Below are 20,707 nucleotides of genomic sequence, written 5' to 3'. Positions count from 1 at the left end.
GATCCTCATTTGCCAGTTGGGGTTATACAGCCAGAGAAAAGAATATCTCTTCCCCTCTCGACGGCATACATCTCGAATAATGAGATCGTCCAGGATGACTTGGAGAAGAGCCAGCACGCCTCCGACAATGAACAATACAGCCGTCGTGCTGTTCACTAAGGCGTTCCTGTGCCCGCCTGATCGTCAGTCCGCCCCGCCCTGGGAGGGGCGCTGTGTGACGCCGATCTTGGATGCGGCGATGACGGCCTGGGTGCGGCTGTCGACTCCGAGCTTGTCGAGGATGGCGGAGACATGGGCTTTCACGGTGGCTTCCGAGACGCCGAGCTCGTAGGCGATCTGCTTGTTGAGCAGGCCCTCTGACAGCATGGTGAGCACGCGCACCTGCTGCGGGGTCAGGGTGCCGAGGCGACGGACGAGGTCGGCGGTTTCCGCATCCTCGGCGGCCGAGAGGTCCACGTCCGGCGGGGTCCAGGTATCGCCCGCGAGCACCGCCTGGATGGCACCGCCGATGCTGTCGATGTCGATGGATTTCGGGATGAAGCCGGATGCGCCGAAATCCATGGCCCGGCGGATCACGGTCGGCTCTTCCGTTGCGGAAACGATCACCACCGGCAGCTCGGGATACTGGGCTCTCAGGGACATCAGGCCGGAAAAGCCCTGGACGCCCGGCATGGTCAGGTCGAGCAGGATCAGGTCGACGTCGCGTTCCTGGGAGAGGATAGCGTTCAGGTCATCCATGCCGTTCGCTTCCATCACCCGGGCCTGGGGCATGATGGAGGCAACCGATTGCCGCAGCGCACCGCGAAACAGCGGATGGTCGTCGGCAATGATGATCGTGGTGGACTGACTTTGCACGTGTGCCTACTCCCACGAGACGCTTGCCCTGTGCCTTAGCCGGAACCTTGATAGAATGGCAAGGCGGCATGAGCTGTTCCTGGCCATTCTAGGGGAATCTCCGGAGGCGTCCCATTCAATCATGTGGATTACGCCCCGATCAGGTGCACGATCAGGTCGCGGGTGTGCGGCCGGTCCCGGTGCTCGGCCAGGTAGACCCCCTGCCAAGTGCCCAGCACCATCTGGCCCTCCACCACGGGGATGCTCAAGGAGACCCCGGACAGCATGGTCCTGATATGGGCCGGCATGTCGTCCGGCCCCTCGGTGGAATGGACATAGCCGGCCTCGCGGGGCGCCAGACGGTCGAGAGCCGTCAGCAGGTCCTGGCGTACATCAGGGTCGGCGTTCTCCTGGATGAGCAGCGAGGCCGAGGTGTGACGGCAGAACACCGTCAGCAGGCCGTTCAGGATTCCGGTGCCGAACACCCAGCGCGACAGAGCCTCCGTGATCTCGATGAAGCCAGGGCCTTCGGTCTCCACCACGAGCCGGCCGTTCACCTGTTGGGTCACGCTCGCCTCGGAGAGGGTTTCCACGTTCAGCATCGTCAGGCCTCCTGATCCTTCAACGGATGAACCTCCTGTTCGCCCCGCTCCAGGATTTTCTCCAAGGTCTCGATCCTGTCGGCCTCGGCCGCGGGCTTGTCCCAGCGGATGCGGTTGATGCGGGGAAAGCGCATGGCCACGCCGGATTTGTGCCGGGTCGAGCGCTGCAGGCCCTCGAAGGCGACCTCCAGCACGAGGCCCTTCTCCTTGCCGTATTCCACCTCGCGCACCGGGCCGAAGCGCTTGACCGTGTGGTTGCGGACATAGCGGTCGAGCTTCACCAGCTCTTCGTCGGTGAAGCCGTGATAGGCCTTGCCCACCGGCACCAGCTCCTCGCCGCTTAGGCCCTCGCGCCAGACGCCGAAGGTGTAGTCGGAATAGAAGGACGAGCGCTTCCCGTGGCCGCGCTGGCCATACATCATCACGGCATCGACCAGGTAGGGATCGCGCTTCCACTTGTACCAGTAGCCCTTCGGGCGGCCGGGCAGATAGGGGCTGCTCGCCCGCTTGATCATGCAGCCCTCGATGGCATCCGCATCGAGGCCGGCCCCGACGGAGGCCGGGTCGGTGCGGGCTGCCGCCAAGTCCTCCCAGGTCTCGAAGGGCACCATGGGCGAGAGGTCGATGCGTGGATCGTCGAGCTTTGCGACAAGCGCCTCCAGGCGCCGGCGCCGCTCGGCGAAGGGCAGGGCGCGCAGGTCCTCCTCGCCCTCGAACAGGATGTCGTAGACGCGCAGATGTGCGGGAAACTCGGCGATGAGCTTCGGCGTCACGGCCTTCCGGTTCAGGCGCTGCTGCAGCACGTTGAAGGTCTGGACGCGTCCGTCGCGCACGATCAAAAGCTCGCCGTCGATGGCGCCCTCGAAGTCGAGCGCCTCTACAAGGTCGGGAAAAGCGCGGGACACGTCCTCGCCGGTGCGGGAATAGATCCGCCGCACCGGGCGCCCGTCGCTCCCACGGCCGGCAGCGGCCTGGAGGCGGATGCCGTCCCATTTCCACTCGGCCAGGAACTCCGACGCTTCGAGCTTTGCAAAGTCCTCATCCTCCAGCGGATGCGAGAGCATCGACGGGCGGAACGGGGCGGGATTGCCGGATTCCGGCTTCTCGCCCCGGCCTTCGACCCAGGCGAAGAGATCCTCGTAAGGCGCCTCCAGCCCGTGCCAGACCAGCTCGACCTCGTCGGGCTCGATCCCGCCGAGCTGGGCGACGGCCGTCTTGGCGAGGCGCGCCGACACGCCGACGCGCAGCTCCCGGGTGATCAGCTTGATCAGCGCCCAGCGCCCGGTCTCGTCCAGCGCGTCCATCCATCCGGCGACCCGGGCCGGCAGGTCGCTTTTGCTGGTGGTCGCCAGAGTCTCGATCACCTCGGTGAGGGTCGGGACATGAGGCGGCGGGTTGTTGTGGCCGATGGTGGGTGTGCCGTCGGCCGGTGCCACGCTCTCGTGCCCCGGCGCAGGCCAGATCAGGGCCACGGTCTCCGCGAGATCGCCCACATAGTGATAGGACATCCGGAACAGTTCAGGGTCGGTCCGCTCCTCCACGAGGCCGCGGATCAGGCCGGGCTTGGCCTCCTTGAACATCAGCGCGCCGGTCATGGCGGCCAGCGCATAACCTCGGTCGGGATCGGGGGTGTGGCGGAAGTAATCCACGAGCAGCCGCAGCTTGGCGTTGCGGCGAGGCTCGTAGCCGAGGCGGTCGAGGAGGGCGGCGAAGCGGTTCATGCGTTGCCTCCCGCATCCGCCGGGGCCGCGGAAGCCTCCTCCGCCTCACCCTCGTCGCCATAGCCCAGCATGTGCAGGGGACGCGCCTTGATGCCGTGAGTGGTGCACCAATGGACCAGGGCGTCCTCCTGGCCGTGGGTGACCCAGACCTCGCCGGCGCCCGTCTCCTGGATCGTGCGGCAGAGATCGTCCCAGTCGGAATGGTCGGAGATCACCAGGGGCAGCTCCACGCCCTTCTGCCGGGCCCGCGCCCGTACCCGCATCCAGCCGGAGGCGAAGCAGGTGACGGGATCGGGAAAGCGGCGGGACCAGAGATCCTGGATCGAGGAGGGCGGGCAGATCACGATGGCGCCAGCGAGCTTCGAGCGCTCGGCGGCCACGACCTTGGGCGTTTCACCGAGGGGAATGCCTTCCGATTTATACAACTCGGTCAGGCGTTCCATGGCGCCGTGAAGATGGATCGGCTGGTCGTAACCCTCCTCGCGCAGGAGTGCCATGACCCGCTGCGCCTTGCCGAGCGCATAGGCCCCGACGATATGGGCGCGTTCCGGAAACAGGGCAACGGAATCGATGAGCTTGCGCACCTCCGCCCGGGTGTTCGGGTGGCGGAACACCGGCAGGCCGAAGGTCGCCTCGGTGATGAACACGTCGCAGGGCACGACCTCGTAAGGCAGGCAGGTCGGGTCCTCGGCCCGCTTGTAGTCGCCCGACACGACGACCCGGGTGCCGCCGGCCTCGATGGTGATCTGCGCCGAGCCCAGCACGTGGCCGGCCGGCGTAAACTGCACGGTCACATCGCCGATGCGGATGCTCTCCTGCAAGATCGCTTCCTGCGTCGAGTCGGCGAAGTCCTCGCCGTAGCGCACGCCCATGATCCGCAGGGTCTCCCGCGTGGCCATGACGGAACGATGCCCCGAGCGGGCATGATCCGAGTGGCCATGGGTGATCAGCGCCCGTTTCACGGGACGGACCGGATCGATGTGGAAGTCGCCGAGGGGGCAATAGAGCCCTTGCGGGGTTTGGGTGAGGATGTCGGTGGAACGCAGCGCCATGGGTTAAGAATATAGGGTCCGGTTGGGGGATGTCAGATTGGAATAGCGGTGTGTGCGATGGAGTTCCCGGCGGTCATCTCGGACGAGCGGAGCGAGATCCGGGATCGGGTGCAGGCTGAGGCGGATCCTCCCCGCTGTCATTCCCGCGCAGGCGGGGATGACAGTGTTGGACTGGTCTCGCGATCCCGGATCGGCTTTGCCGTCCGGGACGACGCTGTTGCTCTGGTTGTCAAACAACCAACACCTTGGGGCCCGCAGCCGTTGGGCTGCGAGCCTGAAGGTGGATCGAGGGAGGCGTGTCGTGCAGCCCGGCTCGATGGGTGTGGGAAATGTGAGAGCCAAGCTGCTCGTCACGCGCGGTTTGTTTCAGCGGACCTGGATCAAGCCAGGATCGGCCACCCGCGATCACAGGTGTGCGAGACCTGCGGCGGGACCGCTCCCCACCCCACTCTTGCGACGCCTCGCGAGCGCGCCCCTCGTCGGGCGAGGATGTCCCCAGCTATAGCCGAGCTTAGGACGATTGTCAAGAACAAAATAGGAACATGTTCACCGCGGGGCTATGCCCTCTCCCCTCTGCGGGAGAGGGGCCGTGATTATCCTGACCACTCCCTCCCGCAGAGGGGGAAGGGCACCCGTGCCCTATTCTGCACGCGATCCCGGATCGACTGCGCCGTCCGGGATGACAGTCATGGTGTCATTCCCGGCCAGAGATGTCGCAGCCATCGCAGGGGAAGGGAATCCATCCTACAGCGCTTGATCGTGAACCCCTTCCATCGCTTTCGGCTCGTCCATGATTACACTGAGGCCTGCCCGACCATTGACAGCCTGTCCGCTCTCCCGCATCCACACGCTCATGCCGCCAGCCTCGACCGCCCGATCCACCGGCGATTTTCGCGCCGACCGCCGCTACGAATATGCCCGCGCCGCCTTCGACGAGCGCGACTTCGAGGCCGCTGCCGATCTGGCCCGGCAGGTGCTGGAACTCGCGCCGGATTTTGCGGCCGCCCATGCCATGCTGGGGCGCGCTCTGGCCGAACTGGGCGCCCGGGAAGAAGCCGTGGGCGCCCTGCGCCAGACTCTTGTCTTGGAGCCTGTCGATGAACTGGGCGTACGCCTCGACCTCGCCAGGCTCGGCGCGTTGGCGCCCGGCGAGGCGATCACGGACGGTTATGTGCGGGCGCTCTTCGACGATTACGCGCCTAAATTCGACCAGCACCTGACCCAGAGCCTTCACTATCGCGGGCCGGCGCTGATCGCCGATGCCCTGCGCCGCGCCTGCTCCAAACAGACTCTGGATTATCGCTTCGGCCTCGCCCTCGATCTCGGCTGCGGCACCGGGCTGATGGCGCAGGCGCTTGAGGGGCTGTGTTCATCCATCGAAGGCGTCGACCTCTCCCCGGGCATGTTGGAGAAGGCTGGGAAGACGAAGCTCTACGATGCCCTGCACGAGGGCGAGCTCGTGTCGTTTCTCTCAAGCTGCGCCAGCGCGGAGGCCGACCTCGTGGTGGCGGCCGACGTGTTCGTCTACATGGCGGCGCTCGATGCCGCGTTCCGCGAGGCGCACCGTGTCTTGCAGCGCGAAGGGCTGTTTGCCTTTACCGTGCAGGCGCATGAGCGCGAGGGCTTCATCCTCGGCGAGGATGCTCGTTACGCCCATAGCGAGACTTACCTGCGCGAACTCGCAGAGACAGCGGGTTTCACAGTAGTGATCTTCGAGCGGGTGTCGACCCGGGAGGATCGCGGCGTGCCGGTTCCCGGGTTTTTGTGCGTCCTGCAGCGATGACTTATTCAGCCGGCATCGACGGATGCGGCGCGCTCTCGTAGCAGCCCACCACTGACTGGTCGAAGTCGATGATCGAGCCGGTCATCATGCCGGATTCGGTGGATGTCAGGAACGCCACGGCGCGGGCGACCTCGAGCGGGTCCAGGAGGCGGCCGAAGGGCTGTTCCTTCTCGGCCTTCTCGAGCCAGCCATCCTGCGCGCCGTGGTAGAGACGCACGATGCGGTCCTCGCCGGGCGTGTTCATCCAGCCGATGTTGAGGCCGTTTACGCGGATGCGCCAGGGCATGAGGCTGAAGGCGGCGTTCTTGGTCAGCGTCGCAAGCGCGCCCTTCGAGCCGCAATAGGCCGAGATGAAGGGCTGGCCGCCATGGGCCGACATGGACAGGATGTTGACCATCGTGCCCTCGATCTTTTCGCGCCGCATGATCTTGGCGGCCTCCTGCATCAGGAAGAACGGCGCGCGGACATTGACCGCGAACATGCGGTCGAAGAGCTCCGGGGTCGTGTCGAAGATCGTGCCGCGGTCGGTGATGCCGGCGGCGTTCACCAGCACGTCCACGCGCCCGAAGACGCTGTCGGCCCGCGCGGTGACCTGGCGCGCTTCCTCCACGCTTTCGAGATCGGCTCGCACGAATTCCGTGTGGCAGCCCTGGTTGGAGATCTCGCGGGCCACCGCATGCCCGCGCTCCTCGTTGCGGCCGCAGATCACGATGCCCTTGGCGCCGCGCTCGGCCAGCGTGCGGGCGATGGCCTCGCCCACCCCTTGCGTCCCTCCGGTGACGACCGCGATGGCATTCTGGAACTGGGTCTCGTGCGGCATGGCGTTGGTCCTCTCAAATATCGTTTTTGGCGTTGGCTGACCTGAAGCGATCCTGGGCCTGATGGCAAGCGGGCAGATAGGGGCGTTCACATGTTCTGAGGCTTTGCCTTGTGTCATCCCCGGCGAGCCGAAGGCGAGGGAAGGGGATCCATAAAGCTGAGGGTGCGGGTGGCTTCCCTTCTCCTCCGCTGACGCGTCCTCCCGGGAATGACAGAGAGGGCGATACCCAACCATAGCGGAACCATTCCGGCAGCCTTATCTTGAGCATTCATGTCTCGAGTCTCCGCCTCCCTTCTCCCCAAGACCTTTCGTGACTGGTTCAAGAGCCGCGGCTGGAAGCCGAGGGAGCACCAGCTGGACCTGCTCGCCAAGGCTGGGCAAGGCCGCTCGGTGCTGCTCGTGGCGCCGACAGGCGCAGGCAAGACGCTCGCCGGGTTCCTGCCGAGCCTTGTGGAGCTGGCGGAACGGGGGCCGAGCCGAGGCACGGCCAAGGACAGGCGAGGGCTCCATACCCTCTACATCTCGCCCCTGAAGGCGCTGGCGACCGACGTCGCCCGCAACCTCGAGATTCCAGTGGCCGAGATGGCGCTTCCTATCCGGGTCGAAACGCGCACCGGCGATACGCCCTCCCACAAGCGCGCCCGCCAGATCGAGCGGCCGCCGGACATCCTGCTCACCACGCCTGAGCAGCTGGCGCTGCTGCTGGCGCACGCGGAGGCGCAGGAATTTTTCAAGGATCTGCGGCGCGTGGTGCTGGACGAGCTGCACTCCCTCGTGACCTCGAAGCGCGGCGACCTCCTGTCGCTCGGCCTCGCACGGCTGATGATGATCGCCCCGCAGGCGACAGCCGTAGGGCTGTCGGCCACGGTGCGCGAGCCGGATGATCTCAGGCGCTATCTCGTGCCGCAGCGCGCCGCGAACACCTCCCCCTTGAGGGGGGAGGTCGCACCGCAGGTGCGGGAGGGGGTGGGAAACGCGACTTCCCCGAATGTCGCGGTGCCACCCCACCCCGGCGCGCTGACGCGCTCCGACCCTCCCCCTCAAGGGGAGGGTGAAGAACGACTCGCCGATCTCGTCGTCGTGCAGGGCGGCGCGCAGCCCGACATCCGCATGCTCGACCTCGACGAGCGCCTGCCGCTTGCCGGCCACACGGCGTCCCTGTCGATGCCGGCCATCTACGATCTCATCCGCTCGCACAAGACAACGCTTGTCTTCGTCAATACGCGCCTGCAGGCGGAATACACGTTCCAGGAGCTGTGGAAGCTCAACGACGATAACCTCGCCATCGCGCTCCACCACGGTTCGCTCGACGTGTCGCAGCGCCGGCGCGTCGAGGAGGCGATGGCGGCGGGAAGGCTCAAGGCGGTCGTTTGCACGGCGACGCTCGATCTCGGCATCGACTGGGGCGATGTGGACCTCGTGGTGAATGTGGGCGCGCCGAAGGGCGCGTCCCGCATCATGCAGCGCATCGGCCGCTCGAACCACCGCATGGACGAGCCGTCGGAAGCCTATCTCGTGCCGGCCAACCGCTTCGAAATCCTCGAATGCCGTGCCGCGCTCGATGCGGTCCACGAGGCCGCGCAGGATACGCCGGATGCGCGCATCGGTGCCCTCGACGTGCTGTGCCAGCATATCCTCGGCATGGCCTGCGCCGGGCCTTTCGATCTCGCGGATTTGTACGAGGAGGTGCGCTCCGCCGCGCCCTATGCCGGGCTGACGTGGGAGGATTTCGAGGCCTGCGTGGCTTTCGTGGCAACGGGCGGTTATGCCCTTCGGGCCTATGAGCGCTTCGCCAAGATCGTGAAGGGCAACGATGGTTTGTGGCGCGTGCGCGATGCCAGGGTGGCGCAGCAATACCGGTTGAACGTCGGCACCATCGTCGAGTCGAGTATGATCAAGGTGCGCCTCGGCAAGAGCATGCGCTCGCGGCCCGGTACCGTACTGCCACGCGGAAGAATCCTCGGCGAGATCGAGGAATATTTCGCCGAGACGCTGACGCCCGGCGACACGTTTCTCTTCGCCGGCGAGGTGCTGCGCTTCGAGGGCATCTCCGAGGACGAGGTCCTCGCCACCCGCGCGGGCGCCGGCACCGACCCGATGATCCCGTCTTATGAAGGCGGCAAGTTCCCGCTCTCGACCTTCCTGGCGGCTCGCGTCCGCGCGATCCTCGCCGACCCGTTCGAGTGGGACCGTCTGCCGCCGCAGATGACCGAGTGGCTTTTGCAGCAGCGCCGCCGCTCCATCGTGCCGGGACAGCGCGACCTCCTGGTCGAGACCTTTCCGCGCAGCAACCGCTTCTACATGACCTGCTTTCCCTTCGAGGGCAGGCTCGCGCACCAGACGCTCGGCATGCTGCTCACCCGCCGCCTGGAACGCGCCAAGCTCAAGCCCCTCGGCTTCGTGGCCAACGATTACGGCATCGCGGTCTATGCCTCGGGCGACATCGCAGGCCGCGCGGCGCGGGAGCCCGGGTTCCTGGACGAGCTGTTCTCCGAGGACATGCTGGGCGACGATTTGGAGGATTGGCTCGCCGAATCCTCCCTGATGAAGCGCACCTTCCGGCAATGCGCGGTCATTGCCGGGCTGATCGAGCGCCGGTTCCCGGGGGAGAAGAAGACCGGCCGGCAGGTGACGATTTCCACCGACCTCGTCTACGACGTGCTGCGCAAGCACGAGCCCGATCACGTTCTGCTGCGCGCCGCCCGGGCGGATGCGGCAACGGGACTCCTCGACGTGAGGCGCCTCGGCATGATGCTTGAGCGCATCCGGGGGCGAATCATCCACAAGCCGCTCGACCGGGTTTCTCCTTTGAGCGTGTCCGTCATGCTGGAGATCGGCCGCGAGCGCGTCTATAGCGACAATGCGGACGAGATTCTGGCCGAGGCGGAAGCAGCGCTTCTCGACGAGGCTTTGGCGTGACGGCATTGCAGAAGAACAAACAGACAACGCACGAAATCGAGCTCAAGGGGCAGCTGGCGCTGCTCGACCTGACGGGGGCGATGTATCTGCCGGCCCACGATGCATTGCTCGTGGCTGATCTCCATTTCGAGAAGGGCTCGTCCTTTGCCCGGCGCGGCATGATGCTGCCGCCCTACGACACCCGCGAGACGCTTCTTGCTCTCTCCGACGCAGTGTTCCGCTTCAACCCGAAGACCGTGATCGCGCTCGGCGACAGTTTTCACGACATCGGCGGGCCGGAGCGCCTCGGGACCGAGGAGCGCACCACGCTCACGCAGGTGCAGCAGGGCCGCGACTGGATCTGGGTCACAGGCAACCATGACCGGATCCTGCCTGACAGCATCGGCGGGCAGGTGGTGGAGGAGATGGCGCTCGGCTCGCTGACGCTTCGCCACGAACCCATGGCAGGCGAGCAGGTTGAGGTCGCCGGCCATCTGCATCCGGTCGGCAAGGTGGTGATGCGCGGGCGCTCGACTCGCCGGCGCTGCTTCCTCACGGATGGTAGCCGCTGCGTGATGCCGGCGCTGGGCGCCTATGCGGGCGGGCTGAATGCCTGCGATGCGGCGTTCAAGCCGCTCTTCGCCAACGGCTTCACCGCGCATCTGATCGGCACGGAGCGGATTTTCGCCATCGCGAAGTCGATGCTCTGCCGGGATTAGGGTACAGGCTTCCACTGTCACTCCGGGCTCTGCTGCGCGGCTCCGGAATGACAATAGGGCTGCCTTTACTCCACCGTCTTCACCACAGGAGCCTCCGAGAATCGTGCCAGCCGCGGGGCGAGTTCATGCCCCTGCGGCTGCGTGAGAAGCCCGTAGAGGTCCGGGCGGCGGCCGCGGATCCAGCGGCGGCCGGTGGCGAGCGGCAGGAGGTCGAGGTCGAGATCCGCGACGACCAGAGCATCCTCGGCTTTCCAGGTTTCCGCGATGATCCGCCCATAGCAATCGATGATCATGGCGTTGCCGGTGCGCACCTCGCCGTCATCCTCTCCGACGCCGTTGGCAAACAGCAGGAAGTAGCCGTTGTCATGGGCGCGGGCAGGCAGCCAGCGCAGAAGCCATTCGCGTCCCTTGGGGCCTCGGAACTCCGCTTCGATCGCCTCCGGATCATTATGCCGGTTTTCCCAGAGCCCAGGGTCGATCAACCCCATGGCCTGCGGGCTGCGGGAATGGCAGCCGCCGGTCTGGTGCGGCGCCATGACGATATCGGCGCCGAGCAGGGCCGTGGCGCGGGCGTTCTCGACGAGGTTGTTATCCCAGCAGATGAGAACGCCGACCTTCACGCCCCAGGGCGTGTCGAACACCGTGTAGCTGTCGCCGCTCGCGATGCAATCGTTCTCGAACGCGTGGAGCTTGCGGTGACGATGCACCTGTCCGTCGGGCATGCACACGACATAGGTGTTGAAAAGCCTTCCATCGTCTGACCGCTCGATCAGGCCGACGCCAATGGCCATGTCGAATTGTGCCGCGAGCTTGAGGACCGTCTGAGTCGAGGGCCCTGATGGAACGGCTTCCGAGAGCGCCTCGATGGGCTCACGGGGAAGGTCCCGCACATGCCAGTAGCCCGTGAGGCACATCTCGGGAAAAGCGAGAATTTTCACCTGCCGCCCGGCGGCCTCCCGGCAGAAGCGCTCAACCACCGACATGTTATAGGCCTTGTCATTGGCCTTATGGTGAAACTGAACCGTTCCGCATTTGAGAATCATCGCATCAAACCTCTGCCGTTCCATCCGCAGGATCGCCCGCTGGCCCTTGCACGTAAAGTCTTGGAGTGACGCGCCTTGGATCAGTCGCGTCGGAAGATGACGTTGGCGAGCCAGCCGAAGAAGATCGCGATCACGGCCGTTGCAAGGCCATATAACAGCGACCAGTCGCGGGCGACGACGCCGACCTGCTCCTCGAAGCCCGTCTTCACCAGCTCGAAACTGGTGTTGGTGCGGGCCAGGATCACGGTGTCGGCAAAGAGCGTCACGTCCACATCGTAATTTCCGGGCGGCGCCGTGGCCGGCAGCGGAATTCCCGCGCGGAAAATGTCGGAGGTCAGGAAGGTCACGCCACGCTCGTTCTCGATATAGAGACCTTCCTGGGCCTTCAGGCGATGGAGCGCCTCGCGGAACGGCTTGTCCGCGCCGTCGCGGGCATAGGTGAAATCGTTGGCGCTGATGATCGACTCGAGGCCGACCTTCTGCCGCTGGCGCAGCTGGTCGCTGGTGATCTCCGCAATCGGCCGGGAGGTCATCACGCTGATATAGGCGGGCACCGAGGGAAATTTCTGCTGGTCCTGGTTGATCCAGACGGGACCAAGCCGCTCCTTCTCGCGCACGGTCAGGAACTGCCGCGGGCCGCGCACGGTCACCACCACGTCAAAGCCCGTGGCGCGGGCGACCGTCTGGGCGTCGCGCTCGATGGCGCCGAACACCGCGATCTCCGTGCCGGTATAGTTGGAATTGATAAGGACCCGATGGTTCGACAGAGACGTGATCAGGGTCTCGGCCCGGGCAGGAGCGAGGCTCGCCAGGAGGAGCAGAAAGAGGCCAAGAGCCCTCACTGGCGCACCTCCTGGACGGAGATGGAGAAGGGCTCCTCGGGCTGCAGCACGAGTTCGAGCCCGAAACGCAGGCCCACGGCCAGCAGCAGGATCGCCAGCAGGAAGCGGAACAGCTCCGCCCGCAGATGGCGTCCCATCCGGGCACCGAACTGGGCGCCAAAGACGCCGCCGACGATGAGAAGGATCGCCAGCACCATGTCCACCGCCTGGTTGGTGACAGCGTGAAGAATGAGTGCCACGAGCGTGGTGCAGACGATCTGGAACTGGGAGGTGCCGACGACCACGGTGGTGGGCACGCGGAAAACATAGAGCAGCGCCGGCACCACGATGAAGCCGCCGCCGATGCCGAGCAGCGCGCCGGCGAATCCGATGAAGAGCGAGAGCCCGAGGATCGGGATGACGCTCACATAGAGCTTGGAGCGGTAGAAGCGCATGCGCAGGGGCCAGCCGAGATAGGGCGCATGCTCGCCCGCCCGGCGGCGTAGCCGCACCGCGCCGCCTTTCCGCCGGTGCCAGAACTCCCGGATGCTCTCCTTCAGCATCAGGCTGCCCACGATGGTGAACAGCGTCACGTAGGAGATGACGATGACGAGATCGAGCTGGCCGGCGCGGCGCGCGGCCGCGAAGAACCAGACGCCGAGGGCGGACCCGACGAAGCCGCCGGCCACCAGAATGGCGCCGAGCTTGTGATCGAGGGCATTGCGCCTGAGAGCGCCGAGCACGCTGGTGGTGGAGGAGGCGACGATCTGGGCCGATTGGGTTGCCACCGCAACCGCCGGGGGAATGCCGAGGAAGATCAGGAGCGGCGTCATGAGAAAGCCGCCGCCGATGCCGAACAGCCCGGAAATGAAGCCCACCGCCGCACCCATCCCGAGGATGAGAAGAACACTCACAGGCATCTCAGCGATAGGCAAATAGATTTGCAACCCGGTTCCCCTATGGCCGGTGCAGCCACTTCGTTGTTACAGCATCATGCAGGCGATGTAACGGTCATGTTCTGAACGGAAGATGACGGAGCCTGCCTGCCTTCAACTCCTGTCGAGCAAAGATCGATCCAGGGCCGTCGTCCATTCCGGAATTGCCGCCGGAGGCTCGTTCGCAATCGGGTCCACGGCGCGCGGGCGCCACTGATCGACGGCGGCCTTGGCGCTCTTCAGATCCGCTGGGCCGAGGCGAGCGGCCAGCTCGTCCCGCTTCCGGGCGGCTTCCGCATCGCCCTGGGCGGCCGCGAGAGAGAACCATTGGAACGCCTTGGGGAGGTTGGGCTTCGAGCCGATGCCGCGGGTGAGCAGCAGGGCCGTGTTGAACTGGCTGTCGCGAAAGCCCGCCTCTGCGGCCTCATTGTACCAGCGCAGGGCCGTGACATAGTCTGGCTTAGCATGGGCCCCGGAGGCAAGCAGAGTTGCGAGGTTGTGCATGGCGCGGACATGGCCGCCCAGGGCCGCCCGCTCATACCAGAAGGCAGCCTGCTTGAGATCGCGCCCGACGCCGAGGCCTTTTTCGAACAGCGCGGCAAGCCGTTCCTGAGCCGGTGGAAGACCCGCCTGGGCGGCGCGCTCGAAGAGGCGGATGGCGGCTGCCGGATCCTCGACCACGCCGCGCCCCTCGGTCAATCTGGCGCCGATCTCGTATAGGGCTGCCGCGTCGCCCGACAGGGCCGCTTGGCGCAAACCCATCGGAATCTCAGCCGGGATGTCACCGATCGTTGCCGGATCGACGAGGAATCGGCCTGCCGCCAAAGCGACCGGGGTTGGAGATTGCGCTGCAAGGCTGGTGGGCTGAAACAGGCTCAAGTCCTGCTTCGCCGCAGGAGCCGTCGGTATGCCTTGTGCTTCCGCCTCGGGAGCTTGGATCACCTGAGGAGCAGTCGCCGACGCGGAGGATGAAGCGCTGTGCTCTCCCGACAGGATCTGTGCGGTCCCGGCCGCCAGGACCAGAAACGCGAGCCCCAGAAGGAGAGGGCGGCGGTGGCTGTCGAGGGTTCGGCGCAGGCGCTCGAACAGCGATGGCAGAGGTGGCTCGGCCGCCTCGTCGCTTCCCTCCTGCTCGTCCCGCGTGAATCCTTCTCCCTGCGTCTGTGGCGAGGGTGTGGCTTCTGCGAGGTCCGGCGTCGCATTCTGCGCAGCCCTTCGTGCCGCCGCGATGAAGCTCGCACGGACGTGGCCTTGATCGGCGTCCGAGGCTGCAACAGGCGTGACCTCTGCCGGTCGTGGCTCATGCACGGGAGCGTCGGGAACAGAGAGCGTGGTCTCCTCCATCCGGGACAGTGTGACCGCGTGAAGCTTGCGCACGGCCGCTTCGAGACGATCTGCGGGCGGCAACTCTGAGGGCTGGGGCGTCACGCTGTCGGCAACCGGCGCAGCTTGGTTCGGCAGGCGGGATGCCAACGCCTCCAGGGCCTCATGAACCGACTTCAGGGTTTCCTGCGTCTTCCGGTCCGAGCGGGTGTGAAGAGCTTTCAGCTCGATGACGCCATGCTTGAGGGTATCCAGATCGCCTGTATCCGGCAGGGCCGAACGGATGTCGTTCAGCGCGGCCCTGGCCGCCCGCTCGGCGATCCTGGAAACCTCGTTCTGCAAATTCGCCAGATGCCCGGCCGCTTCTTCCAGGGCTTTGTGCAGAGGTTCCCCATGCGCGGATTCGAGGCGCTCCGTCAGTGCTGCGACCTGCCGCTCCAGGGCATCGAAGCCCGCTGGCTGTGCGGGTGTGCGTTCAAGCTTTTCGTCGATGGAGCGGAGCAACCCGGCCACGTCGGCGGTGTCCGACTGCCGACCGAGCTGCTGCAGTTCCTGCTCGATCCGATCGAACCGCTCCAGGAGAGGTTCGTGAGAGAGGGCCTCGCGCTCGGCTGCTGCATCGCCGTCAGGGGAGCGGCCGCTGGACAGGTTGGCCATGCGCTCGGTCAGGAGCGCCAGCTGTTCGCTGATCGGCGCGAGTTCAATCGGCTTTGGGTCCGGGCGGCGGACAAGGAGATCGAGGCGGCGATCCACGCTTTCCAGCAATTCCGGAACCTTGCTCGTGTCCTGGGCCGTGGCGGTCACGAAGAGGGCCGAGCAGACATCATCGAGGGACCGCTTCAGGGCGGTGAAATCGCTCTTGCCGACCTGATGGAGGCGAAGCTCGACGATCTGCCGGCCGAGAGCTTCGATCTCGCTGGAGAGCCGGTCCATCTGCTGCGGTTCGGCGCGGGTCGCCAGATCCTGGCGCAGGTCCACGATCTGGCCGCTGAGGAAGTCGATCACCGAGCGGTCGATGCCGGCCTCGGCCATGCGGTCGATCTTGTCGGTGATGCGCTCGATGCCGAGGCCGAGGTTCCGATGCAGCTCATGATTGACCCGCTCGGAGAGGGTCTGGACCTCCTCGTAGAGAACGCTCATCGAGCCGGCGAGGGTGTGCAGATCCTTGGTTGTGGGGCCCTGCTCAAGGTCCTTGGCCATGGAACCGAAAGACGCACCCAGGGCAGCGATTTCGTTGCGGGTCGCCAGATGCTCCATGCCGGATCGGAGCGTGTCGATCTCAGAGCGGATCGTCTCAACGGCTGGCATGAGATCCGTGTTCGGCTGCTCGAGGCGAGTGGCGAGCCGGGACATGTCGGCCCGCAGGCCGGTCAGGGATTCCGCCACCGGAGCGAGCGCCTTGAGCGCCTCCTCCATGGGGAACTCGACGCGCGGCGCGACCCGGCGCTCGACCGTGTCGAGGCGTTCCTTCAGAGACGACAGGGCCTGGGACAGGATGGCCACGATACGCTCCTGCTGATCCGTGGACATGCGGGCGGCATCGTTGAGGCGGGTCTCGGCCTGCTCAATCCAGCTTGCCATCGACTCCAGCGCGATGGCCGTCCGTGAGGCCTGCTCCTGCGCCTGCCGCTCGTTCTCGGCCGCGATGGCCGCCTTGAGGGCCCCGTAATCTTTCTTCGACTGCGGGCGCGGCGCGGACGACATCCGGCCAATCAAGGTTTCGAGATCGCTGCCGGCCGTCCGGCGGGGCTTGGGCCGAAACGAGGGTGTGGATTGGTCGTCCATCTCGGCCAGAACGGCCGCCGCCCAGTCATCAAGACTCAAGCCTGCCCGGCGTGCCGCGGCCATCGCCAGCTCGCGGGCGTCGAGGTCGTCAAGTCTTGAGAGGACGGGTCGTCTCATCATGGGCTCGCGGGGATACGCCGGGACTCTCAAGACGATGACAAGCCCCGTGCCGATCCTCGTCTGACGGGTAAGGGGCAGTGGAGAGGGGCGAATCACGACGCCTCCAAACCCTTCATCCGGAGGTTCAGCTTTCGTCGAGCGTAGTAAAAAACCCGTTAAATGGAGAGGGTTTCGAGCAGATTGCCTATCAGACAGGCAGTATCTTCCCCTTCGTCATGCCGCAGGGGGCGGGTTCTTCTGCCCTATCGGCACATGATGTCTGTAATATTCTTGCATATTATGAAATGTATGTTCTATCATTTCGTTACCAAAGGGGATGTGCGCTGGGCACTGAGCCGAGAACAATGAGATGACGGGGCATTCCATGGATCCATACGCAATCGGCGCCAAAGCTGGAGATGCAGCAGAGGGTGCAAAGCACTACACGATCGGCGACCTTGCACGTGAGTTCGGGGTGACCCTCCGCACGCTCCGGTTCTACGAGGATCGGGGTCTCCTGTCCCCCCGCCGGGATGGCACCGCCCGAATCTACGATGCCCGGGACCGCGAGCGCCTCTCCGTGATCCTCAAGGGCAAGCAGCTCGGCTTCACCCTGACCGAGATCCGCGCCATGCTGGCCGAGGAGCGCTCGGGCAACGGCCCGGCCATGAACCTCAAGCTGTCCCTCGACCAGATCGAGGACCAGATCCAGCATCTTGAGCAGCAGAAGAAGGAAATCGAAGAGGCTCTGGCCGAACTCCAGGCCCGCCGTGCCGGTATAGCTGCCGCGGCCTGATCTCCCGCGTTCTCAGGCCACCAGAACAAACCCTCCGGCATCAGGCCCTGCGCCTCGATGTCGGAGGGTTTTTGTTTGTGCGCGTAAGATTGCGGAAGGAGGAGCACGGCCTAGCAGCAGCCGGGAGCCTTCCTGGCCGAGAGACCAGCCTTCACCACTCCCCCGAAAGATTTAAGGGCGCGCCTCTTCCAAACGATGCCGGATAGTTTATATGTGAACTATCCGCTTGGCCCGCATCTTCTCGTATGGGAAGATTCGGGTTGGAATCCGATCTGGGAGACATCCGAATGCCGGTCTACAAGGCCCCCGTCGAAGACGTCATGTTCCTTTTGAACGACGTGTTCCCGATTGAGCGCCACAACAACCTTCCTGGTTTCGCCGATGCGACGCCCGATACGGTGGAGGCGATCCTGGCCGAGGGCGCCAAGCTCTGCGAGGAGGTGTTCGCGCCCCTGAACCTTTCCGGCGATCAGGAGGGCTGCACCCGCAATCCGGACGGATCGGTCACTACGCCCAAGGGCTTCAGGGAAGCTTACGAGGCCTACGCTGCCGGCGGCTGGATGGGTCTTGCCGCGCCTGAGGAGTTCGGCGGCCAGGGCCTGCCGTCCGTCCTCAACACGATCATGCAGGAATTCGTCTCCTCGTCGAACCTGGCGCTCGGCATGTATCCAGGCCTGACTCAAGGGGCCATCGCGGCGCTGATCGAGCATGGCACCGAGGAGCAGAAGCGCACCTACCTGCCTAAGATGATCGAGGGTACATGGACCGGCACCATGAACCTCACCGAGCCTCATTGCGGCACGGATCTGGGCCTGCTCAAGACCAAGGCCGTGCCGAACGGCGACGGCTCCTATGCCATCTCCGGCACCAAGATCTTCATCTCCGCCGGCGAGCACGACATGGCGGAGAACATCGTCCACCTGGTGCTCGCCCGCATCGACGGGGCGCCCGCCGGCACCAAGGGCATCTCGCTCTTCGTGGTGCCGAAGTTCCTCGTGAAAGAGGACGGATCGCTGGGTGAGCGCAACGGCGTGTCCTGCGGCTCGCTCGAGCACAAGATGGGCATCCACGGCAACGCCACTGCCGTCATGAACTACGACGGCGCCAGGGGCTGGCTCGTGGGTGAGGCGAACCGCGGGCTCAACGCCATGTTCGTGATGATGAACGAGGCGCGTCTTGCCGTGGGCGTGCAGGGACTGGCGCAGTCCGAGGTCGCCTACCAGAATGCGGTGGCCTATGCGAAGGACCGCCTCCAGGGCCGTTCGCTCACCGGCGCGAAGTTCCCCGACAAGCCCGCCGATCCGATCATCGTGCACCCGGACGTGCGCCGCACGCTCCTGTCCATCAAGGCGTTCAATGAGGCGGGCCGCGCCTTCATCGTCTGGACGGGGCTGAACAACGACATCGCGCACCGCTCCTCAGACGAGGCGCAGCGCCAAGTCGCCGAGGATTACATGGGCCTCATGACGCCGGTGGCGAAGGGCGTGCTCACCGATCTCGGCTTCGACAACGCCGTCAAGGCGCAGCAGATGTTCGGCGGCCACGGCTATATCGAGGAATGGGGCATGTCGCAGTTCGTGCGCGATGCCCGCATCGCCATGATCTATGAAGGCGCCAACGGCATCCAGGCCATGGACCTCGTCGGCCGCAAGCTCGGCAAGGATGGCGGCCGCGCCGTCATGACCTTCTTCAACGAGGTCGGCGCCTTCTGCCAGGAAAATGCCGGCGACGAGAGTCTCAAGGCTTACATCGCGCCCCTGCAACAGGGCCTCGGTCATCTGCAGCAGGCCACCATGTGGTTCATGCAGAACGCCATGGCAAAGCCCGACAACGCGGGCGCCGGCGCCACCGACTACATGCACCTCTTCGGCCTCGTGGTTCTGGGCTATATGTGGGCGAGGATGGCGAAGGCCGCGCAAGTGAAGAAGGCGGAAGGCAACGGCGTCGCCGAGAAGATGGACGCCAAGCTCCTGACAGGGCGCTTCTTCATGGAGCGCATGATGCCCGAGACCGCCACGCGCCTCGCCCTCATCACGACGGGTGCGGATACGACCATGGCGATGCCGGTGGAAGCGTTCTGATTGTACTAAGCGTCATCCCGGCCGAAAAGCCGGGATCGCATGACGAGTGAAGCACTCTATTCTGATAACGGTCCCGGATCGCTTTCAGCGTCCGGGATGACAGAGACCAGGAGGCCTCCATGGCTGAAGCCTATATCTACGATGCCGTCCGCACCCCGCGCGGACGCGGCAAGCCGGATGGTTCGCTGCACGAGGTTCCTGCGGTGGACCTCGCCGTGACCGCGCTCGACGCCATCCGCCGCCGCAACAACCTCGACCCGAAGCTAGTGGAAGACGTGGTGCTCGGCTGCGTCGACCCGGTCGGTGAGGCCGGTGGCGACATCGCGCGTGCGGCGGCGTTGAAGGCGGGCTTCGGCAAGGAAGTGCCGGGCGTGCAAATAAACCGCTTCTGCGCCTCGGGGCTCGATGCGGTGGCGCTTGCAGCCGCGCAGGTCATGTCGGGCATGAAGGACATCACCATCGGGGGCGGCGTCGAATCCATGAGCCGCGTCGGCATGGGCGCATCCGGGGGCGCGTGGCCGGTCGATCCGGGCATCGCCATCGACAACTACTTCCTGCCCCAGGGCATCTCGGCGGATCTCATCGCCACCAAGTATGGCTTCTCGCGTGACGACGTCGACGCCTATGCGGTCGAGTCGCAGAAGCGTGCCGGGAAGGCCTGGGACGAAGGACGGTTCACCAAGTCCGTGGTGCCGGTGAAGGACATCAACGGCCTCACAATCCTCGCCAAGGACGAGCATATGCGGCCGCAGACCGACATGCAGTCGCTCGGCCAGCTCAAGGCCGCCTTCGTGCAGATGGGTGAGATGGGCGGCTTCGACGCGGTGGCGATTGCAGCCCACCCGGACGTGGAGTTCGTCAACCACGTGCATCACGCGGGCAACTCCTCGGGCATTGTCGACGGCGCGGCTGCCGTGCTCGTCGGCAACAAGGAGGGCGGCACGAAGGCGGGCTTGAAGCCGCGTGCGCGCATCAAGGGCTTCGCCTCCATCGGGTCCGATCTCGCGCTTATGCTCACCGGTCCCATCGACGTGTCGGAGCTGGCGCTTCGCAAGGCCGGCATGACCAAGGACGACATCGACCTCTTCGAGATCAACGAGGCCTTCTCGTCGGTCGTGCTGCGCTACATCCAGGCCATGGATCTCGATCCGGCGAAGGTCAACGTGAATGGCGGCGCCATCGCCATGGGCCATCCGCTCGGCGCTACCGGCGCCATGATTCTGGGCACGGTGCTCGACGAGTTGGAGCGTACGAACAAGCAGACGGCTCTCGTGACGCTGTGCGTGGCTGCCGGCATGGGTACGGCCGCGATCATCGAGCGGGTTTGATCTTTCACTGTCATCCCGGGGCCGCGGAGCGGAACCCGGGATCGTAAGACCAGAAATCGGATAGCGA

General features: G+C 65.4%; 15 protein-coding genes. 6 read left to right on the top strand and 9 right to left on the bottom strand.

Annotation, left to right across the window (positions count from 1 at the left end; all coding sequences use genetic code 11):
- Positions 1-183: 183 nt before the first annotated feature.
- The 4 genes from I2H36_RS06910 to I2H36_RS06895 all read right to left on the bottom strand — a co-directional run bounded on the left by I2H36_RS06910 (position 184) and on the right by I2H36_RS06895 (position 4,209).
- Entirely contained in the window at positions 184-855 is a 672-nt protein-coding gene (locus I2H36_RS06910) for a response regulator (protein ID WP_196263116.1), read from the bottom strand.
- Between the two features lie 128 nt (positions 856-983).
- Positions 984-1,436 carry a secondary thiamine-phosphate synthase enzyme YjbQ gene (locus tag I2H36_RS06905; protein ID WP_196263115.1) on the bottom strand — a complete coding sequence of 151 codons (453 nt, stop codon included), beginning with the start codon at positions 1,434-1,436 and terminating at the stop codon, positions 984-986.
- Positions 1,437-1,438: 2 nt separating this feature from the next.
- A complete protein-coding gene (locus I2H36_RS06900) occupies positions 1,439-3,157 on the bottom strand; it encodes a cisplatin damage response ATP-dependent DNA ligase (RefSeq protein WP_196263114.1) in 1,719 nt (572 codons plus the stop codon).
- A complete protein-coding gene (locus I2H36_RS06895; protein WP_196263113.1) occupies positions 3,154-4,209 on the bottom strand; it encodes a ligase-associated DNA damage response exonuclease in 1,056 nt (351 codons plus the stop codon). Before I2H36_RS06895 ends, I2H36_RS06900 begins: the two co-directional genes overlap by 4 nt.
- An 817-nt stretch (positions 4,210-5,026) precedes the next feature.
- On the opposite strand from I2H36_RS06895, the gene I2H36_RS06890 reads away from it, so the two are divergent.
- Complete coding sequence (locus I2H36_RS06890) at positions 5,027-5,992, top strand: class I SAM-dependent DNA methyltransferase (RefSeq protein ID WP_246718676.1); 966 nt, start codon at positions 5,027-5,029, stop codon at positions 5,990-5,992.
- Position 5,993: 1 nt separating this feature from the next.
- Here I2H36_RS06890 and I2H36_RS06885 read toward each other — a convergent pair whose 3' ends face one another.
- Positions 5,994-6,812: an SDR family oxidoreductase gene (locus I2H36_RS06885; RefSeq protein WP_196263112.1), complete on the bottom strand. Its 819-nt coding sequence runs from the start codon at positions 6,810-6,812 to the stop codon at positions 5,994-5,996.
- A 270-nt stretch (positions 6,813-7,082) separates the two neighbouring features.
- Here I2H36_RS06885 and I2H36_RS06880 point away from each other — a divergent pair, with 270 nt between their 5' ends.
- Together I2H36_RS06880 and pdeM are read left to right on the top strand one after the other, a co-directional pair.
- Complete coding sequence (locus I2H36_RS06880; protein WP_196263111.1) at positions 7,083-9,731, top strand: ligase-associated DNA damage response DEXH box helicase; 2,649 nt, start codon at positions 7,083-7,085, stop codon at positions 9,729-9,731.
- Positions 9,728-10,429 (top strand): ligase-associated DNA damage response endonuclease PdeM, encoded by a 702-nt coding sequence (pdeM, locus tag I2H36_RS06875; RefSeq protein ID WP_196263110.1) that lies wholly within the window; start codon positions 9,728-9,730, stop codon positions 10,427-10,429. Before I2H36_RS06880 ends, pdeM begins: the two co-directional genes overlap by 4 nt.
- Before the next feature lie 65 nt (positions 10,430-10,494).
- Here pdeM and I2H36_RS06870 read toward each other — a convergent pair whose 3' ends face one another.
- The 4 genes from I2H36_RS06870 to I2H36_RS06855 form a co-directional block, all read right to left on the bottom strand.
- Positions 10,495-11,472, bottom strand: coding sequence for a nitrilase family protein (locus tag I2H36_RS06870; RefSeq protein WP_196263109.1), 978 nt, complete (start codon positions 11,470-11,472; stop codon positions 10,495-10,497).
- An 80-nt stretch (positions 11,473-11,552) separates the two neighbouring features.
- Positions 11,553-12,314, bottom strand: coding sequence for a TIGR02186 family protein (locus I2H36_RS06865; RefSeq protein ID WP_196263108.1), 762 nt, complete (start codon positions 12,312-12,314; stop codon positions 11,553-11,555).
- Complete coding sequence (locus I2H36_RS06860) at positions 12,311-13,240, bottom strand: sulfite exporter TauE/SafE family protein (RefSeq protein ID WP_196263107.1); 930 nt, start codon at positions 13,238-13,240, stop codon at positions 12,311-12,313. The genes I2H36_RS06865 and I2H36_RS06860 overlap by 4 nt, the downstream gene beginning before the upstream one ends.
- Positions 13,241-13,342: 102 nt before the next feature.
- Positions 13,343-16,456 (bottom strand): SEL1-like repeat protein, encoded by a 3,114-nt coding sequence (locus I2H36_RS06855; RefSeq protein ID WP_196263106.1) that lies wholly within the window; start codon positions 16,454-16,456, stop codon positions 13,343-13,345.
- Between the two features lie 364 nt (positions 16,457-16,820).
- Between I2H36_RS06855 and I2H36_RS06850 the strand changes: the two genes are divergently transcribed.
- The 3 genes from I2H36_RS06850 to I2H36_RS06840 all read left to right on the top strand — a co-directional run bounded on the left by I2H36_RS06850 (position 16,821) and on the right by I2H36_RS06840 (position 20,640).
- The gene (locus tag I2H36_RS06850; RefSeq protein WP_196263105.1) at positions 16,821-17,231 is read left to right on the top strand and encodes a MerR family transcriptional regulator; all 411 of its coding nucleotides are present in this window, start codon (positions 16,821-16,823) and stop codon (positions 17,229-17,231) included.
- A 287-nt stretch (positions 17,232-17,518) separates the two neighbouring features.
- Positions 17,519-19,312, top strand: coding sequence for an acyl-CoA dehydrogenase C-terminal domain-containing protein (locus tag I2H36_RS06845; protein ID WP_196263104.1), 1,794 nt, complete (start codon positions 17,519-17,521; stop codon positions 19,310-19,312).
- A 119-nt stretch (positions 19,313-19,431) separates the two neighbouring features.
- A complete protein-coding gene (locus I2H36_RS06840; protein ID WP_196263103.1) occupies positions 19,432-20,640 on the top strand; it encodes an acetyl-CoA C-acetyltransferase in 1,209 nt (402 codons plus the stop codon).
- The last annotated feature ends 67 nt before the right edge of the window (positions 20,641-20,707 follow it).

Origin of the sequence: Microvirga terrestris (genome assembly GCF_015694425.1) — a bacterium.
GTDB classification, from domain to species: Bacteria; Pseudomonadota; Alphaproteobacteria; order Rhizobiales; family Beijerinckiaceae; genus Microvirga; species Microvirga terrestris.
The sequence above is the reverse complement of the archived record's forward strand: the minus strand, read 5'-3'. Positions and strand labels throughout refer to the sequence as shown.

Bases quoted from the DNA above. Each gene is read 5' to 3' on its own strand.
- I2H36_RS06905 (WP_196263115.1), bottom strand. From the start codon at position 1,436: ATGCTGAACGTGGAAACCCTCTCCGAGGCGAGCGTGACCCAACAGGTG.
- I2H36_RS06900 (WP_196263114.1), bottom strand. From the start codon at position 3,157: ATGAACCGCTTCGCCGCCCTCCTCGACCGCCTCGGCTACGAGCCTCGC.
- I2H36_RS06895 (WP_196263113.1), bottom strand. From the start codon at position 4,209: ATGGCGCTGCGTTCCACCGACATCCTCACCCAAACCCCGCAAGGGCTC.
- I2H36_RS06885 (WP_196263112.1), bottom strand. From the start codon at position 6,812: ATGCCGCACGAGACCCAGTTCCAGAATGCCATCGCGGTCGTCACCGGA.
- I2H36_RS06880 (WP_196263111.1), top strand. From the start codon at position 7,083: ATGTCTCGAGTCTCCGCCTCCCTTCTCCCCAAGACCTTTCGTGACTGG.
- I2H36_RS06870 (WP_196263109.1), bottom strand. From the start codon at position 11,472: ATGATTCTCAAATGCGGAACGGTTCAGTTTCACCATAAGGCCAATGAC.
- I2H36_RS06855 (WP_196263106.1), bottom strand. From the start codon at position 16,456: ATGATGAGACGACCCGTCCTCTCAAGACTTGACGACCTCGACGCCCGC.
- I2H36_RS06850 (WP_196263105.1), top strand. From the start codon at position 16,821: ATGGATCCATACGCAATCGGCGCCAAAGCTGGAGATGCAGCAGAGGGT.
- I2H36_RS06845 (WP_196263104.1), top strand. From the start codon at position 17,519: ATGCCGGTCTACAAGGCCCCCGTCGAAGACGTCATGTTCCTTTTGAAC.
- I2H36_RS06840 (WP_196263103.1), top strand. From the start codon at position 19,432: ATGGCTGAAGCCTATATCTACGATGCCGTCCGCACCCCGCGCGGACGC.